General features: G+C 75.0%; 12 protein-coding genes. 7 read left to right on the top strand and 5 right to left on the bottom strand.

Annotated features, from left to right (window positions below):
• Nucleotides 1-131 precede the first annotated feature (131 nt).
• The 3 genes from ACN9MM_RS07210 to ACN9MM_RS07200 form a co-directional block, all read right to left on the bottom strand.
• Nucleotides 132-1,502 carry an MFS transporter gene (locus ACN9MM_RS07210; RefSeq protein WP_426362861.1) on the bottom strand — a complete coding sequence of 457 codons (1,371 nt, stop codon included), beginning with the start codon at nt 1,500-1,502 and terminating at the stop codon, nt 132-134.
• A gap of 65 nt (nt 1,503-1,567) precedes the next feature.
• Nucleotides 1,568-2,332: a glycerophosphodiester phosphodiesterase gene (locus ACN9MM_RS07205; RefSeq protein ID WP_426362860.1), complete on the bottom strand. Its 765-nt coding sequence runs from the start codon at nt 2,330-2,332 to the stop codon at nt 1,568-1,570.
• The gene (locus ACN9MM_RS07200) at nt 2,329-3,096 is read right to left on the bottom strand and encodes a YczE/YyaS/YitT family protein (protein WP_426362859.1); all 768 of its coding nucleotides are present in this window, start codon (nt 3,094-3,096) and stop codon (nt 2,329-2,331) included. The genes ACN9MM_RS07205 and ACN9MM_RS07200 overlap by 4 nt, the downstream gene beginning before the upstream one ends.
• A gap of 103 nt (nt 3,097-3,199) precedes the next feature.
• Here ACN9MM_RS07200 and ACN9MM_RS07195 point away from each other — a divergent pair, with 103 nt between their 5' ends.
• The gene (locus ACN9MM_RS07195; protein ID WP_426362858.1) at nt 3,200-4,702 is read left to right on the top strand and encodes a PLP-dependent aminotransferase family protein; all 1,503 of its coding nucleotides are present in this window, start codon (nt 3,200-3,202) and stop codon (nt 4,700-4,702) included.
• 73 nt (nt 4,703-4,775) lie between these two features.
• Here ACN9MM_RS07195 and ACN9MM_RS07190 read toward each other — a convergent pair whose 3' ends face one another.
• Nucleotides 4,776-6,539 (bottom strand): hypothetical protein, encoded by a 1,764-nt coding sequence (locus ACN9MM_RS07190; RefSeq protein WP_426362857.1) that lies wholly within the window; start codon nt 6,537-6,539, stop codon nt 4,776-4,778.
• Between the two features lie 37 nt (nt 6,540-6,576).
• On the bottom strand, nt 6,577-6,771 hold the full coding sequence (locus tag ACN9MM_RS07185; protein ID WP_030691317.1) for a hypothetical protein: 195 nt from the start codon (nt 6,769-6,771) through the stop codon (nt 6,577-6,579).
• 307 nt (nt 6,772-7,078) lie between these two features.
• On the opposite strand from ACN9MM_RS07185, the gene ACN9MM_RS07180 reads away from it, so the two are divergent.
• From ACN9MM_RS07180 to ACN9MM_RS07155, 6 genes are all read left to right on the top strand, one after another.
• A complete protein-coding gene (locus ACN9MM_RS07180) occupies nt 7,079-7,471 on the top strand; it encodes an ankyrin repeat domain-containing protein (RefSeq protein ID WP_382870720.1) in 393 nt (130 codons plus the stop codon).
• Nucleotides 7,472-7,727: 256 nt separating this feature from the next.
• On the top strand, nt 7,728-9,143 hold the full coding sequence (locus ACN9MM_RS07175) for a HEAT repeat domain-containing protein (protein ID WP_426362856.1): 1,416 nt from the start codon (nt 7,728-7,730) through the stop codon (nt 9,141-9,143).
• A 460-nt stretch (nt 9,144-9,603) separates the two neighbouring features.
• Entirely contained in the window at nt 9,604-10,725 is a 1,122-nt protein-coding gene (locus ACN9MM_RS07170) for a glycosyltransferase family 4 protein (protein ID WP_426362855.1), read from the top strand.
• Nucleotides 10,722-11,906: a glycosyltransferase gene (locus tag ACN9MM_RS07165; RefSeq protein WP_426362854.1), complete on the top strand. Its 1,185-nt coding sequence runs from the start codon at nt 10,722-10,724 to the stop codon at nt 11,904-11,906. Before ACN9MM_RS07170 ends, ACN9MM_RS07165 begins: the two co-directional genes overlap by 4 nt.
• Nucleotides 11,903-12,988: a GDSL-type esterase/lipase family protein gene (locus ACN9MM_RS07160; RefSeq protein WP_426362853.1), complete on the top strand. Its 1,086-nt coding sequence runs from the start codon at nt 11,903-11,905 to the stop codon at nt 12,986-12,988. The genes ACN9MM_RS07165 and ACN9MM_RS07160 overlap by 4 nt, the downstream gene beginning before the upstream one ends.
• A complete protein-coding gene (locus ACN9MM_RS07155) occupies nt 12,985-16,578 on the top strand; it encodes a hydantoinase B/oxoprolinase family protein (RefSeq protein WP_426362852.1) in 3,594 nt (1,197 codons plus the stop codon). Before ACN9MM_RS07160 ends, ACN9MM_RS07155 begins: the two co-directional genes overlap by 4 nt.
• Nucleotides 16,579-16,584 lie beyond the last annotated feature (6 nt).

The following is a 16,584-nucleotide window of genomic DNA, read 5'->3' as shown; positions in this document are numbered from 1 at the left end:
GTTGTACCCACCAGTGCCCGTTTTGTCACATCTGACGGCAGATGTGACCCGGTGTCTTCACCAAAGCAGCACGCAGTAACGGTCCGCCTGGCAGGCCAAACGCGTACACTACCGCCCTTTCACCGCCACGTCTAAATACGGTCGGGTATCGGGTTCCCGGCGGCCTCCACAGCACGCCGGATCGGGACCCGGGCGAGCAGTGCGAAACCGACGGCGAAGAAGATCACCAGGGAGATGATGGCATCCCGGTAGCTTCCGGTCAGCTGATACGCGAGACCGAACACCAGCGGACCGAGCCAGCTGAGCCCCCGGTCGCTCATCTCGTAGGCCGAGAAGTACTCCGCCTCCTTGCCGCGCGGCACCAGGTGCGAGTACAGCGAGCGGGACAGGGCCTGGCTGCCGCCCAGCACCAGGCCGATCGCGGCCGCCAGGCAGTAGAAGAACACCGGCGAGCCGGCCGGCAGGAAGTAGCCCGCCGCGAGGATCAGCGTCCAGACGGCGAGGGAGCCCAGAATCGTCCGCTTGGCGCCGTGCGTCCGGGCGAGTCGCCCCATCCCGAGGGCCCCCGCCACCGCGAGCACCTGGACCAGCAGCACCGCCGTGATGAGCGTCGTCTGGTCGAGGCCCAGCTCCTCGGAGCCGTAGATCGAGGCCTGCGAGATCACCGTCTGCACGCCGTCGTTGTAGATCAGGTACGCGAGGAGGAAGGAGAGCGTCAGCGGGTGCCGGCGCATGTCCTTCAGCGTCGCCCGCAGCTGGCGCCAGCCGCTGCCCACCGCCCCCTCACCGGCCCGTCCGGCCCCTTCCGGGCGGACCTGCCGGTCGCGCAGCCGCCGCAGCGGCACCAGCGTGAAGGCGCCCCACCACACACCGGCCGAGGCCAGGCAGACCCGGACCGCCTCGCCCTCCGTGAGGCCGAAGGAGTCGTGGCCCGAGTAGAGGATCAGGTTCAGGACGAGGACCAGCGCGCCCGACGTGTAGCCGAAGGCCCAGCCGCGCGAGGAGACCGTGTCCCGCTCGTCGGGCTCCGCGATCTGCGGCAGATAGGCGTTGTAGAGCACCATCGAGACCGACAGCGAGGCGTTCGCCACGATCAGCAGGAAGGCGCCGAGCAGGTAGCGGTCGCCCCCCAGGAAGAACATCCCCGTCGTGGCCGCCGCCCCCACGTACGCCGCCGCCGCGAGCAGTGGCTTCTTCCGGCCGCTCCGGTCGGCCGCGGCGCCCACCAGGGGCATCGCCAGGACCGCGACCACGATCGAGGCGGACACGGCGTACGCGAAGAGCGAGCCGGCCCGCACCGGTATCCCCAGCGGATGCACGAACCCCTCGGCGTCGGCCGCCGCCCGCGCCACCGAGGTCAGGTACGGCCCCAGGAACACGGTCAGCACGCTCGTCGAGTACACCGAGCACGCGAAGTCGTAGAAGTACCAGCCCCGCTGCTCGCGCCGCCGTTCGGCGGGACCGGCGGCGTACTCCTCCGGCTCGGTGGTGTCTGCGGTCAAGGCCGCGCCCCCTCGTTCGTCCCCGTGGTCCTCGTGGCCGTTCCCCGGAGGCGGGACGTGCCTGCTCAGACCCACGCGCCGCGCTCGGTCAGGACCGAGCGCAGCGTCTCCAGATGATCGGTCATGATGCCATCGACCCCCAGGTCGAGGAGAGAGTTCATCCGGGCCGGATCGTTCACGGTCCACACGTGGACCTGGAGCCCGCGCGCGTGCGCCTCCCGTACGAACCGGCGGTCGACGACCGGGATCCCCGCCTGGCGCTCCGGGACCTGAGCCGCGACGGCCCCGGCCCGCAGCGCCGCCGGGATCCCCCAGGAGCGCAGCCGCAGCCCGGCCACTCCGCTCACCCCGTACGAGGTGGCGAGCCGGGGACCGGCCAGGCGCTGCGCCCGCGCCACCCGGGACTCGGTGAAGGAGCCCACGCAGATCCGGTCCCAGGCGCCGGTCCTGCGGATCAGGTCGACCAGCGGGCCGAGGGCCGACTCGGTCTTGAGGTCCACGTTCCAGCGGGCCTCGGGGAACTCCTCCAGGAGGTCCGCGAAGAGCGGCAGGGGCTCCTTCCCGGCCACCCGGGCCTCCCGCACCGCGGCCCACGGCAGGTCGCGGATCCGGCCCGAGGTGTCCGTCACCCGGTCGAGGGTCGCGTCGTGGAACGCGACGAGCACCCCGTCGGACGTCGTGTGCACATCGGTCTCGAAGTAGCGGTAGCCCGCCGCGGTGGCGCGGCGGAAGGCTTCGGCGGTGTTCTCCAGGCCGTTCGCCGTGCCGCCGCGATGGGCGAACGCGAGGGGGGAGGGATGGTCGAGGTAGGGGTGGCGTACGCGAGTCACGGCCGCAGTATGGCGCCTTCCGGTGTCCCGGCGGCGACCGATGAGGGGACGGAGCCCGGCTCGGGGGTGAGTGCGGAGCTGCCGGTGTCCGGTTCCGGGGTGAGCGGGAAGCCGCCCGCGTCCGGCTGCGGGGCGGGCGCGGCGTCGTCCGCCCCGCGCTCCGGGACCGCGAACCGGCGCAGGAAGAACTGGGCCAGCGGGCCTATCGCGAGCGCGTACAGGACCGTGCCGACGCCGACCGAGCCGCCCAGCAGGAACCCGGTGGCGACCACCACCACCTCGATCGCCGTCCGCACCAGCCGGATGGACCGGCCGGTGAGCCGGTGCAGACCGGTCATCAGGCCGTCGCGCGGGCCGGGCCCGAACCGCGCCGCGATGTACAGGCCGGTCGCCACCCCGTTGAGGACGATGCCGAGCGCGAGCAGCGGCACCTGCCCGGCCAGGCCGTCGACGTCCGGGACCAGCGCCAGGGTGCCGTCCATCGCCAGACCGATCGCGAACACGTTGGAGACCGTGCCGAGCCCCGGCCGCTGCCGGATCGGGACCCACAGGAGCAGCACCACCGCACCGACGATGATCGACACCACGCCGATGGTCAGTCCGGTCTTCTCGGCGAGACCCTGGTGGAGGACTCCCCAGGGCTCCAGGCCGAGTCCGCTGCGCACGAGCAGCGCCGAGCTGACCCCGTACAGCGTCAGCCCGGCGTACAGCTGGACCAGCCGGCGGGTGAGGTGCCGGCCGTGGAGGCCGGAGGCGATGGACAAGGGACTGCCCCCCAAGGTGGTGGTAGTGGACTGACTCATGACACTCTGTGGCGGGAGATCGTGTGCCAACCATGGCCAATCCGAGGAAGGTGGACTGATTTCCATGGCTCAGTGGACTTCGGCGGTGGGACCGGCCCAGCTCGCCCGGCAGCTCCAGGCGCAGCAGTCCCGGCCCGCCGGACCCGGTGCCCGCAAGCCGCCCGCCTACCGCGCTCTCGCCGACGGCATCCGGCTGCTCGTCCTGGAGGGCCGCGTCCCGGTCGCCGCCCGCCTGCCCGCCGAGCGGGAACTCGCGCTCGCGCTCACCGTCAGCCGCACCACGGTCGCCGCGGCCTACGAGGCCCTGCGCACCGAGGGCTTCCTGGAGTCCCGGCGCGGCGCCGGAAGCTGGACCGCCGTGCCCGCCGGGAACCCGCTGCCCGCGCGCGGTCTCGAACCGCTGCCCCCCGAGTCCCTCGGCTCGATGATCGACCTGGGCTGCGCGGCGCTCCCCGCACCCGAGCCCTGGCTCACCCGGGGCGTCCAGGGCGCCCTGGAGGAGCTGCCGCCCTACGCCCACACGCACGGGGACTACCCGGCCGGGCTGCCCGCGCTCCGGCAGATGCTCGCCGACCGGTACACCGCGCGCGGGATCCCCACGATGCCCGAGCAGATCATGGTGACGACCGGGGCCATGGGCGCGATCGACGCCATCTGCCACCTCTTCGCGGGACGCGGCGAGCGGATCGCCGTCGAGTCGCCCTCGTACGCGAACATCCTCCAGCTGATGCGCTCGGCCGGAGCCCGGCTCGTGCCCGTCGCGATGGCCGAGGGGCTCGGCAGCTGGGACCTCGGCCGCTGGCGCCAGGTGCTGCGGGACGCGGCGCCCCGCCTCGCGTACGTCGTCGCCGACTTCCACAACCCGACCGGCGCGCTCGCCGACGAGGACCAGCGGCGCCAGCTGGTCGAGGCGGCCCGCTCGGCCGGCACGGTGCTCGTCGTCGACGAGACCATGGCCGAGCTGCACCTGGACGAGGACCTGGAGATGCCCCGGCCGGTCTGCGCCTTCGACCCGGCGGGCGCCACCGTCCTCACGGTCGGTTCGGCCAGCAAGGCGTTCTGGGCGGGCATGCGCATCGGCTGGGTGCGGGCCGCGCCCGACGTCATCCGGTCCCTGGTGGCCGCGCGCGCGTACGCCGATCTCGGCACGCCCGTCCTGGAGCAGCTCGGCGTGAACTGGCTCATGCGGACGGGCGGCTGGGAGGAGGCCGTGAAGCTCCGCCGCGAGCAGGCCAGGGAGAACCGGGACGCGCTGGTCACCGCCGTCCGCCGCGAGCTGCCGGAGTGGGAGTTCTCGGTCCCGCGCGGCGGTCTGACCCTCTGGGTCCGCACCGGCGGCCTGTCCGGCTCCCGGCTCGCCGAGGCGGGGGAGCGGGTCGGCGTCCGCGTCCCCTCCGGACCCCGCTTCGGCGTCGACGGCGCCTTCGAGGGCTTCGTCCGACTGCCGTTCACCGTCGGTGGCCCGGTCGCCGACGAGGCGGCCTCCCGGCTGGCCGCGGCGGCCCGCCTGGTCGAGTCCGGCGCGGGCAGCGGCGGCGCCGAACCGCCGAGGTCGTTCGTGGCCTGACGGGTCACCCGCACACGTACGAAGGGTCCCCACGCGCGCGCGTGGGGACCCTTCGTACGTGTGGCTTCCGTCCTCAGCCCTCCGCCGGGACCGGGGTGTGGAACGGGGCCGGGCCGGGGTCCGCCTCCGCCCGGGGCGCGGGGGCCGGCTCGGGGGCCGATCCGGGGACCGCCTCGACCGAGGCGGCCGCGAGCGAGACCGTGTCCGTGACGGTGAGCGTGTCCGTGTCCGCAGCGGTGGCGATGGCCGTGGGCGGGGCCGGGGTCTTGACCGTGCTCACGGGCTGGTCCACGACGGCCGGCGGGGTCGTGGGCACCGGCGGGGCCGTGACCGCGCGGCGCTCCGGCAGCAGGTCCATGACCGCCTGGCGGTGCGCCTCGCTCGTCGCGTCGTCGTACGGGTCGGGCGTCGCCGGCACCTGGAGCCGCAGCACCGGACCGGTCCCCAGGCGCGCGTAGCCGCGGCCCGCCGGGACCTCGGGCGTCGGAGTGGTGTGTGGCCGGGCGCCGAGCACGGCCGCGATCTGCTCCGGGGCGGCGGGGCCCAGGACGATCCGGGCCCGGGTGTGGGTCCGTACCGCCTCGCTCAGCGTGTCCGTGCCGTCGAACTGCTCGGCCACCACGACCGTGACCTGCGCCGCGCGCCCGTGCCGCAGCGGCACCTGGAGCAGCTCCTGCGGGTCGGTGCGGCCGTCGGCCGCGGCCAGGTCGCCGAGGACGCCCGGCCGGTCGAGCAGGATCCACAGCGGGCGGCGGGTGTCCTCGGGCGCGGGCTGCCCGGCCTGCCGGGCCCGGTTCGCGGCGATCAGCCGCCGCTCCGTCTCGTGCGCCGCCCACTCCAGGGTGGCGAGGGCGCCGGCGAGGCCGCACTCGACCGCGAGCACGCCGTCCCGGCCGGTCAGGCACGCGTACTCGCCGGTGCCGGCGCCGTCGACGATCAGCACGTCGCCGTGGGGGAGGGCCTGGAGGGCGATCGAGCGGAGCAGGGAGGTGGTGCCGCTGCCGGGCTGGCCGACGGCGAGCAGGTGCGGCTCGGTGGAGCGGGGCCCGGTGCGCCAGACGACGGCCGGCGCGTCCTGCGTCCCGTCGCCCGAGACGACGGGCACGGTCCGCTGCACGGCCTCGGCGTCGGTGAACCCGAGGACGGTCTCGCCCGGCACCGTGACGAAGCGCTGGGCGGCGATGGTGGTGGGCAGGGCGGGCAGCACGCTCAGGTCGAGCCGGTTGCCCTCCTCGTCCCAGTCGAAGCGGTACTCGCGGCCGCGCCCCGACTTGGCGTGCAGCAGCTGCTCGATGCGGGCGCGTGCGGCGGGCTCGCCGTCGGTGAAGTACGGGGGGTACGCGATCCGCAGGCGGGTGAGCCGCCCGTCCTCGTCGAAGGCGTACTCCCCGAAGGCGCCGCTCCAGTCGCCGCCGTGGGCGAAGAGCGGCGCGGGGTCGTCGGGGACGGAGAAGTACGGCACGAGCGCCTCGTACAGGCCCTTGAGCCGGGCGATCTCCGCGTCGTCGGGCCCGGTCTTCACGACCGGGCGTTCACGGCCCTTCCAGGCGGCGGCGCCCATGAGCACGACGAGCGCGAGCAGCGGCCCGTACGGCATGAGGGCGACGACCAGGACGCAGGCCGCGACCAGGAGCAGCGTGGGACCACGCCTTTCCTTGGGGGTCGCGGCCCACCTGGCGCGCGCGGTCGCGGCCAGCTTCCGCAGACCACGGGAGACCGTGATCAGTGGATGGAGCACGTCGGTGGCGCTGTCGGCGGCCGTGCGCGCGATCTCTCGACTGCGAGCGATCTGTGCGCTGCCGCTGCTCAGAATGCGGGGGAGTGGTCGCCGGGCCACGAAGAACTCCTGAATCGGTGGAAGGGACTGAAGGGCGTCAGAACTTGATCCCGCCCAGGAGGCCGGCGAGGCTCTGGCCACCCGCCGTGATGCTCGGGGCGATGGCGGTGCCCGCGAGGTAGAAACCGAACAGCGAGCTGACGAGGGCGTGCGAGGCCTTCATCCCGTCCTTCTTGAAGAACAGGAAGCAGATGATGCCGAGCAGGACCACGCCTGAGATGGACAGGATCATTGGTTGTTCTCCTGGTTGAGGGGACAGTCACCATGAGTCCTTCCAGGTTCACAGCAAGTATCTATGTGACTAAAGGTGCATTAGAGTTAAAAACGGGTGATTTCACTGCATCGGCGGACGCCGGACGCCTCGCCGGGTGGCGAAATGCCCGGCGTGCGCTAGAGGCGGGCCCGGTGCGGGATGACGTGATCTTTGCCTCGGTCGCACGCGGTCATGTCGCCCGACGGGCAGTACCCTGTCGATTCACTCGTACGGCCGCGCTTGCCGTGCACCGGACGACACAGCAGGAGAGAGGCGGTCCCACCCGATGAGCGAGACTCCGGAGCCCGAGGTCATCGAGCTGGCGTCCAAGGTCTTCGACCTCGCACGCACGGGTGACGCCGACGCCCTCGCCGCCTACGTCGACGCGGGCGTCCCCGCGAACCTCACCAACGACAGGGGCGACACCCTCGTCATGCTCGCCGCCTACCACGGCCACGCCGGCGCGGTCACCGCCCTCCTGGAGCGCGGCGCCGAGGCCGACCGCCCCAACGACCGCGGCCAGACCCCGCTCGCCGGTGCCGTCTTCAAGGGGGAGGACGCCGTCGTCCGCGCCCTCCTCGCCGGCGGCGCGAATCCGGAGGCTGGGACTCCGTCCGCGCTCGACACCGCCCGCATGTTCGGCAAGACCGAACTCCTGGAGCTCTTCGGAGCCAGGTGAACGGCGACTGAACCCCAGGTGGGAGCAGCGTCGTAAATGTGGTCGCGGTGGCGAAATGGGTGGGTCATCATGACGTCGGGCCCGGCAAAACGGGCCACCGACGAGAGGCTGAGGAAGATGGTCACTGGCAGGCGAAGGACGACGGGCGGCCCCGAATGTTGTCGCACGGCCTAGGCGTACGGGCGATGAACCGCCCGACCGGGTTGCCCCCGGTATCCCCCGGTCGTGTCGACAGCTTGATGTGAGGCGTCTTCCCATGTTCGATCCAGTCATAGCGCCGAGCGGCACCCTGCTCGGCCTGCTGCAGCGGGGCCGCGGCGACGGCACCCTGCACGCGCTCGCCGCGCCACGCGCCGAGGCCCTCGCGGCCCTCAACCACTGCGTTCTCGACGACCCCCGCCACGACTGGCAGGTCGAGAACCGCTCCCTCTACTACGCCCGTCTCTACCTGGACCTCCACGGAGGCCTCGAAGAGATCGAGGCGCACCTCTTCGGCGCCGAGGACCACCTCGACACCGAGGAGTCCCGGACCGGGCTCGCGCTCGCCGTCCTCGGGCACCTCGCCTCCTACGGACGCCAGGACGCCCTGCTGCTGCTCCGGCGGTACGCGGCGACCGGCGTCAATTGGGCCTGGGCCCTCGACGAGCTGGCCCTCCGCGACGACGACGCCGGACTCCGCGCGCTCGCCCTGCCCGTACTGGCCCGCTTCCCGGCCGGCGCCGAGGGCGACGCCGAGCTCGCCACCGTCGTCCGCGACGCCTTCGAGCCGCGCCCCTGGCGGCTGTGGGCCGAGGACCCGCGCGAGGCCGTCGGCGCCCGCGTCAGGGCCGCCCGGGACCAGGGCTCCTTCGACCGCTGGCAGCGCCAGATGCGCCCCGCCGGGCCCCGCCCCGGCTGGAGCGTCAAGGCCGTCCTCGACTGGGCCCAGGAGGGGTACGAGCGCGGTGCCGTCCTGCACGGCCCCGCCGCCCGCTGCCTGACCGCCGTCGCGGGGCCCGAGGACCGGCCCGAGCTGCTCGCCGCCGCCCGGCACGGCGCGGCGGGAGCCCGCGGCGCCGCCCTGCACCACCTCGCCGAGACACGGGACCCCGCCGTCCTCGACCTCGTCGAGGCCGCCGCCGACGGCGACTCCCGCGAGGTCGCCGACGCCGCCGTCGCCGCCTACCGGCGGATGTGCGGCGACGACGCCGTCGCCCGCGCCCGCGCGTGGGTCCGGCGCACCGACGCCCTCGGGACGGCCGCCGCCGAGGTCCTCGCCTGCCGCGGCACCGCCCAGGACACCACCCTCGTCCTCGGCGCCCTGCGCGGCACCGTGCGCTCCGAAGGCCCCGACGCCCCCGAGCTCGCCTGCCTCGTCGACGGCGCCGGACGCCTCGGCATCGCCTGCGCGGCCCCCGTGCTGCGCCACGTCTACCGCGAGACGACCTCCTCCCAGCTGCGCGGCCGCGTCGCCCGCGCCCTCGCGGCCACCGACACCTCCTTCGCGACCGGCTTCGCCGTCGAATGCCTCTGGGACTGCGAGGAGACCACCCGCGAGGTCGCGGCCCAGCACGCCGAGACCGGTGACGTGCGCGTCGCCGAACGATTGCGCCGCCTCGCCGCGGACCCGGCCGAAGAGGTCGAGGTCCAGACGGCGGTGCGCAACCGCATAGGGCCGGACCTCCAGGTCTGACCCCGGCTCCGGGGCAGCGACAGGTCCGGCCAACCCCTCCCGGTCCGACCTCGCGCACCCGAGCCACCCGCCACCCGGCCCCCCGGGGCGGCGCGGCCTGCGGCGGAGAACCCGCCGACGTGGCCCCGCCCCGGGGGCCGGTGTGCTGTCCGGGACGCGAGGGCGGAGGATTCCGGGACTCGCTCGGTGGGGTTCCGGGATCCGGGCCGCGGGGTTCTGGGACCCGGGACGTGGGTTTCCTGTCTCCGGGCCGCGGGGTTCCGGGACCCGGGACGTGGGTTTCCGGGACTCGCTGCGCTGGTTTCCGGGACCCGGGCCGCGGTTTCCGGGCGCGGGCGGCTTCGGGGCCCTGACCGTCCGGCCCCATGCCCCTGGGCCCGGGGGAAACGCTCATGGGACGTTCCCTCCCCGTCCAGATCCACGTTGGCGGGGCCACGCCGGGCGCGACGACAACACCCGTATGCGTGTCGTCATCGTCACCGAATCCTTCCCTCCCGACGTCAACGGTGTGGCGCACTGCGCCCTGCAGACCGCGCGCCACCTCGTCCGGCGGGGCCACACCCTGCTCGTCATCGCCCCCGCCGTCGCCGACCAGGCAGCGGACGCCGACGCCCCCTGCGCCGTCGTCCGGGTGCCCTCCCTCCCCCTGCCCGGCTATCCGCAGGTACGGGTCGCCCTGCCCAGCCGTCGGGTCGCCGCGGCCATCGCCGCCCACCGCGCCGACCTCGTCCACCTCGCCGGACCGTTCGTCCTCGGCGTGCGCGGGATGACCGCCGCCGCCCGGCTCGGCATACCGGCCGTCGCCGTCTACCAGACCGACCTCGCCGGCTACGCGCGCACGTACGTCGGTACCGGCGAGGGCGCCGCCTGGCGCCGCCTCCGCGCCGTGCACGGCGCCGCCGACCGGACCCTCGCCCCGTCCTCCGCCGCCGTGCGCGACCTGGAGGCCCACGGCATCGGCCGCATCCGGCTCTGGGGGCGGGGAGTGGACCCCGTCCGCTTCCGACCCGGACTGCGCGACACCGCCCTGCGCCGCGAGCTCGCCCCCGACGGGGAACTCCTCGTCGGCTACGTGGGCCGGCTCGCCCCGGAGAAGCGGGTGGACCTGCTCGCCGGAGTCCGCACGCTCCCCGGCGTGCGGGTCGTGGTGGTCGGGGACGGGCCCAGCGGGCCCGCGCTGCGCGCCGCCCTGCCGGACGCCCGGTTCCTCGGCCGCCGCACCGGCGACGACCTCGCCCGGATCTTCGCCTCGCTCGACGTCTTCGCCCACACCGGCCCGCACGAGACCTTCTGCCAGACCGTCCAGGAAGCCATGGCGAGCGGCGTCCCGGTCGTCGCACCGGCCGCCGGCGGACCCCTGGACCTGGTCGGCCACGGCCGCACCGGGCTCCTCGTACCCCCGGGCGACCCGGACGCGCTGCGCGAGGCCGTCGCCGCACTCGCCGCTGCGCCCGCCACGCGCGCGGAGTACGGCCGCGCCGGCCGGGCCGCCGTCCAGGGGCGCACCTGGGAGGCGCTCGGCGACGAGCTGATCGGCCACTACCTGGAGGTGCTGCGCGAGCGGACGGCGGTGGCGGCATGAACGGCGTCGGTACGGGAAGTGGCGGCGGGCTCAGGATCGTCCGTCTCGCCAACTTCGTGACCCCCACCTCCGGCGGCCTGCGCACCGCCCTCGACCAGCTCGGCCGCGGCTACCTGGCCGCCGGCCACGAACCGGTCCTCGTCGTCCCCGGCGACGTCGCGAGCGACCACCGCACCGAGCAGGGCCGGGTCGTCACCCTCCCCGGCCCCGTACTCCCCGGCACCGGCGGCTACCGGGTCCTCACCGACCGGAGCCGGGTCCGCCGGCTCCTCGGCGAGCTCGCCCCCGACCGGATCGAGGTCTCGGACCGCACCACCCTGCGGTGGACGGGGGAGTGGGCCCGACGCGCGCGCGTGCCGTCGGTCATGGTCTCCCACGAGACCGCGGACGGGGTGCTCCGCACCTGGGGCGTGCCCCCCGCGCTCGCGGCCCGCACGGCGGACCGGCTCAACCGCCGCACGGCATGGGCCTTCGCGCGGATCGTGTGCACGACGGAGTGGGCGGAGCGCGAGTTCGTACGGATCGGGGCGCGCAACGTCGTACGGGCTCCGCTCGGCGTGGACCTGGACCGCTGCCGGCCCGGCCGCCGCGGCACCGCGCTGCGGGCCCGGTACGCCGACGGGCAGCGGGTGCTGCTCCTGCTGTGCTCGCGGCTCTCGGTCGAGAAGCGGCCGGGAACGGCCCTGGACGCCCTGGAGGAGCTGCGGGGCACGGGGATCGCGGCGGCGCTCGTGGTCGCGGGCGACGGGCCGCTGAGGGGCGCCCTGGAGCGGCGGGCGCGCGAACGGCGCCTCCCGGTGCGGTTCCTCGGGCACGTCGCTGACCGGGAGGACCTGGCGGACCTCCAGGCGGCGGCCGACGTGTGCCTCGCCCCGGGACCCGCGGAGACCTTCGGCCTCTCCGCCCTGGAGGCCCTCGCCTGCGGGACGCCCGTGGTGGTCAGCGCCTCCTCGGCGCTGCCCGAGGTGGTGGGCGCGGCGGGCGCCTCGGCCGCCGACACCCCGACCGCCTTCGCCGCCGGGGTACGGGGGCTCCTGGCGGCCCCGGAGAGCGTCCGCCGCCGGGCGGCACGCGCGCGTGCGGAGGGCTTCTCCTGGGACCGCGCCGTCGCAGCCTTCCTCCACGCCCACGACGCCCTCCCCGCGCCCCGGTCGCTCGCACCCGAGGAGGCGCGCCGATGACGCCGGAAGAGGCGGCGGCCTGTGCGGCGGCGGGTGTCCTCGCGGACGCGCCCGGGGCGGTGCTCGCCGAGCCCGCGGCGCCGGGGGATCGGCCCGCCGTGCCCGCCGTGCCCCGTGTGCCTGCCGTGCCCCGCGTGCCCGCCGTGCCCGACGCCCCCGACGCTCCGGGGGCCCGGCCCCCAGGCCCCGCCGAGCTGTCTGTCGCGCTCCTGGACCGCGGCGCCTGCGTCCGGGGTGCCGACCGCGGGCCCCTGCGGTTCGTCGTGCTCGGGGACTCCTTCAGCGAGGGGGTCGGGGACCGGGTCGCCGGGGAGTGGCGGGGGTGGGCGGCGCTGCTCGCCGACGGGCTCTCGGACGGCGGGCGGGAGACGGCCTTCCTCAACCTCGCCGTCAGCGGGGCGCTCAGCGCCGACGTCGCCGCCGCCCAGGCCCCCGCCGCCCTCGCGTTCCGGCCGCACCTCGCCTCCGTCGTCGTGGGGGTCAACGACACCCTGCGCCACGGATTCGACATCGTGCTCCTGGCCCGCCGCCTGGACCGGGTCTGCGCCGGCCTCGACGCCCTCGGAGCCGTACTCCTGACGGCCTGCCTTCCCGACCCCGGCCGGATGCTCGGACTGCCCCCGCCCCTGGCGCGCCCGCTCGCCCGGCGCCAGCGCTCCGTGAACTCCGTCGTGCACGCGGTCTCCGCCCGGTACGGAGCCGTCCACCTGCACCTGGCCGACCCCGTCTGGACCGAGGACCGGGCCCTGTGGAGCGCCGACCGGCTCCACCCCGGCGAGCGCGGCCACCGGGCCGTCGCCGCCGGCTTCCACCGGCTCCTCGCCGCCCGGGGGCTCGCCCACGGCGCACCGCCGTCGCCGGAGCCCGCCCAGCCGCCCCCGACCCGCGCGGAGGCCCTGCTCTGGCTCGCCACCGCCGGCACCGGCTGGGTCCTGCGCCGCAGCCGCGACCTGCTCCCGCAGCTCCTGTTGCTCGCGGGCGCCGAACTGCGCCACTGGGCCGACGGCAGCGGCACGGCGCCGCTCGACGCGTGCGCGGACGACGCCCTCGCGGCGGCGCTCGCGGCCACAATGGGGAGATGACCGGGCGCTGGGAGTTCTGGATCGACCGGGGCGGCACCTTCACCGACGTCGTGGGGCGACGGCCCGACGGCAGGCTCGTCACCCGCAAGGTGCTCTCCCACGACCCCGCCCGCCGTCAGGACGCGGCCGTCGCGGGCATCCGCCTCCTCCTCGGCCTGGGCCCGGACGACCCCGTCCCCGCCGACCGGATCGCCGTCGTCAAGATGGGCACCACCGTCGCCACCAACGCCCTCCTGGAGCGGCGCGGCGAGCCGACCGTGCTCCTGATCACCGAGGGCTTCCGGGACGCGCTCCGCATCGCCTACCAGAACCGGCCCCGGCTGTTCGACCGCCACATCGTGCTGCCCGAGGCGGTGTACGCGCGCGTGATCGAGATTTCCGAGCGGGTCGACGCCCACGGCGGCGTCGTCCGCCCGCTGGACGAGCCGGCCGTCGCGGCCGCGCTCGCCGCCGCGCACCGCGACGGGCTCCGCTCCGCCGCCGTCGTCCTCCTGCACGGCTACCGGCACCCCGGGCACGAGGCCCGGGTCGCGGCGGCGGCCCGCGCCGCCGGCTTCACCCAGGTCAGCTGCTCGCACGAGGTCAGTCCGCTCATCAAACTGATCCCGCGCGGGGACACCACCGTCGTCGACGCCTACCTCTCGCCGATCCTGCGCCGGTACGTCGACGAGGTCGCCCGCGAACTCGCCGGAATCCGCCTCATGTTCATGCAGTCCAACGGAGGACTCCGGGAGGCGGCCCACTTCCGCGGCAAGGACGCCGTCCTGTCGGGTCCGGCGGGCGGTGTCGTCGGCATGGCCCGTACCTCGGCGCGGGCGGGGCACGACCGGGTCATCGGCTTCGACATGGGCGGCACCTCCACCGACGTGTCGCACTACGCGGGCACCTTCGAGCGTGAACTCGGTACACAGGTCGCCGGGGTGCGGATGAGGGCGCCCATGATGAGCATCCACACCGTCGCGGCCGGCGGCGGCTCCGTCCTCCACTACGACGGGCGCCGCTACCGGGTGGGCCCCGACTCGGCCGGCGCCGTCCCGGGGCCCGCCTGCTACCGCCGTGGCGGGCCCCTGACCGTCACCGACGCCAACGTCATGCTCGGACGCGTCCAGCCCGCCCACTTCCCCGCCGTCTTCGGCGAGAGCGGGGACCTTCCCCTCGACGCCGAGGCCGTACGGGAGCGGTTCACCGCCCTCGCCGGGGAGGTCGGCGGGGGCCGCAGCCCCGAGGAGGTCGCCGCGGGCTTCCTGGAGATCGCCGTCCTCAACATGGCCAACGCCGTCAAGAAGATCTCCGTGGAGCGCGGCCACGACGTCACCCGGTACGCCCTGACCAGCTTCGGCGGCGCCGGCGGCCAGCACGCCTGTGCCGTCGCCGACGCGCTGGGCATCGACACCGTCCTCGTCCCCCCACTGGCCGGAGTGCTCTCGGCCTACGGGATCGGGCTCGCCGACGCCACCGCCATGCGGGAGCGGTCCGTCGAGGCCGAACTCGACGCCCCCGGCACCCACGAGCGCGTGACGGCCCTCTGCGCCGAACTCGCGGACCGCACCCGCGAGGAGCTGCGCGCCGACGGACTGCCGGACGCGGCGATCACCACGTACGCGCGCGTGCTCCTGCGGTACGCGGGCACGGACGCGAGTCTTCCCGTCGACCTCGCATCCCCGGACGAGCTGACCACCGCGTTCACAGGCCTCCACCGCGCGCGGTACGCCTTCACCCTGGACCGGCCGCTCGTCGTGGAGGCCGTCACCGTCGAGGCCGTCGGCAGCTCGGGACCGCACGGCCCTGTCCTCGTCGACACGGGAGAGCGCGCCGGCGCCCTCGCTCCCGTGGCCACCGTCCGGATGCACAGTGCGGGCACGCCCCACGACACCCCGCTCCACCGCCGCGCGGACCTGCGGCCGGGCGACGCCGTGGACGGGCCCGCGATCCTCGCCGAGGCCGACGCCACGACCGTCGTCGACACCGGCTGGCGGGCCACCGCCACCGAAGGCGGCCACCTCCTGCTGCACCGCGTCGTCCCCCGCCCCGCGCGCGTGGCCGCCGGCACGGACGTGGACCCCGTCCTCCTGGAGGTCTTCAACAGCCTCTTCATGTCCATCGCCGAGCAGATGGGCGTCCGCCTGGAGAACACCGCCCAGTCCGTCAACATCAAGGAACGCCTCGACTTCTCCTGCGCCCTCTTCGACGCCGAGGGCAACCTCATCGCCAACGCCCCCCACATCCCCGTCCACCTAGGCTCCATGGGGGAGTCCATCAAAGAGGTGCTCCGCCGGCGCGCGGACGACCTGCGCCCCGGCGACGTGTACGCGATCAACGACCCGTACCACGGCGGCACCCACCTCCCCGACGTCACCGTCGTCACCCCGGTGTTCGACGAATCGGGCGGCGAACTCCGCTTCCTGGTCGCCTCGCGCGGGCACCACGCCGAGATCGGCGGCATCACGCCCGGCTCCATGCCCGCCTTCAGCCGGACCGTCGACGAGGAGGGCGTCCTCTTCGACAACTGGCTGCTCGTCCGCGACGGACACCTCCGCGAGACCGAGACGCGCGCGCTGCTCACCGGCGCCCGCCACCCCTCCCGCGACCCGGACACCAACCTCGCCGACCTGCGCGCCCAGATCGCCGCCAACGAGAAGGGCATCGAGGAACTGCGCCGTACGGTCGAGGAGTTCGGCCTAGACGTCGTCCAGGCCTACATGCGGCACGTCCGCGCCAACGCGGAGGAGTCGGTGCGGCGGATCGTCGCGCGCCTCGACGACGGCGCGTACCGCTACGAGACCGACGGCGGGGCGGTGATCCGGGTCGCCGTCCGGGTCGACCGCGAACGGCGCTCCGCCGTACTCGACTTCACCGGCACCTCACCCCAGCTGCCCGGCAACGCCAACGCGCCCACCGCCGTCGTCATGGCGGCCGTCCTGTACGTCTTCCGCACCCTCGTCGACGAGGACATCCCGCTCAACAGCGGCTGCCTGGAGCCCCTGGAGGTCCGCGTCCCGCCCGGATCCATGCTCGCCCCCGTGTCGCCGGCGGCCACCGTCGCCGGGAACGTCGAGACCTCCCAGGCCGTCACGGGCGCGCTCTACGCGGCCCTCGGCGTCCAGGCCGAGGGCTCCGGCACGATGAACAACCTCACCTTCGGCAACGCGCACGTGCAGTACTACGAGACCGTCGCGAGCGGTTCGGGCGCCGGCGACGGCTTCGACGGCGCCGACGCCGTCCAGACCCACATGACCAACTCCCGCCTCACGGACCCCGAGATCCTGGAATGGCGCCATCCGGTCCGGGTCGACGCCTTCGAGGTACGCGAGGACAGCGGCGGGCGCGGCCGGTGGCGCGGCGGCCACGGCGTGGAGCGGCGCCTGCGCTTCCTGGAGCCGATGACGGTGGCCCTCCTCACCGGTCACCGCAGGGTCCCGCCGTACGGGATGGCGGGCGGCGCGCCGGGCGCCCTCGGCGAGAACCTGGTGGAACGCGCCGACGGCACCGTCGAGCACCTGGAGGGCGCCGCCACCACGGAGGTGGGCCCCGGCGACGTCCTCGTCCTGCGCACCCCGGGCGGCGGGGGATACGGCCCACCGCCCCTCTGAGCCACC

This window comes from Streptomyces sp. E-08, from assembly GCF_049913095.1.
Classification (GTDB): domain Bacteria; phylum Actinomycetota; class Actinomycetes; order Streptomycetales; family Streptomycetaceae; genus Streptomyces.
This window is presented reverse-complemented; position numbering and strand designations above follow the sequence as displayed.

Coding starts and splice junctions, on each gene's coding strand:
- ACN9MM_RS07195 (WP_426362858.1), top strand. CDS start 3,200: ATGGCTCAGTGGACTTCGGCGGTGGGACCGGCCCAGCTCGCCCGGCAG.
- ACN9MM_RS07185 (WP_030691317.1), bottom strand. CDS start 6,771: ATGATCCTGTCCATCTCAGGCGTGGTCCTGCTCGGCATCATCTGCTTC.
- ACN9MM_RS07180 (WP_382870720.1), top strand. CDS start 7,079: ATGAGCGAGACTCCGGAGCCCGAGGTCATCGAGCTGGCGTCCAAGGTC.
- ACN9MM_RS07175 (WP_426362856.1), top strand. CDS start 7,728: ATGTTCGATCCAGTCATAGCGCCGAGCGGCACCCTGCTCGGCCTGCTG.
- ACN9MM_RS07170 (WP_426362855.1), top strand. CDS start 9,604: ATGCGTGTCGTCATCGTCACCGAATCCTTCCCTCCCGACGTCAACGGT.
- ACN9MM_RS07165 (WP_426362854.1), top strand. CDS start 10,722: ATGAACGGCGTCGGTACGGGAAGTGGCGGCGGGCTCAGGATCGTCCGT.
- ACN9MM_RS07160 (WP_426362853.1), top strand. CDS start 11,903: ATGACGCCGGAAGAGGCGGCGGCCTGTGCGGCGGCGGGTGTCCTCGCG.
- ACN9MM_RS07155 (WP_426362852.1), top strand. CDS start 12,985: ATGACCGGGCGCTGGGAGTTCTGGATCGACCGGGGCGGCACCTTCACC.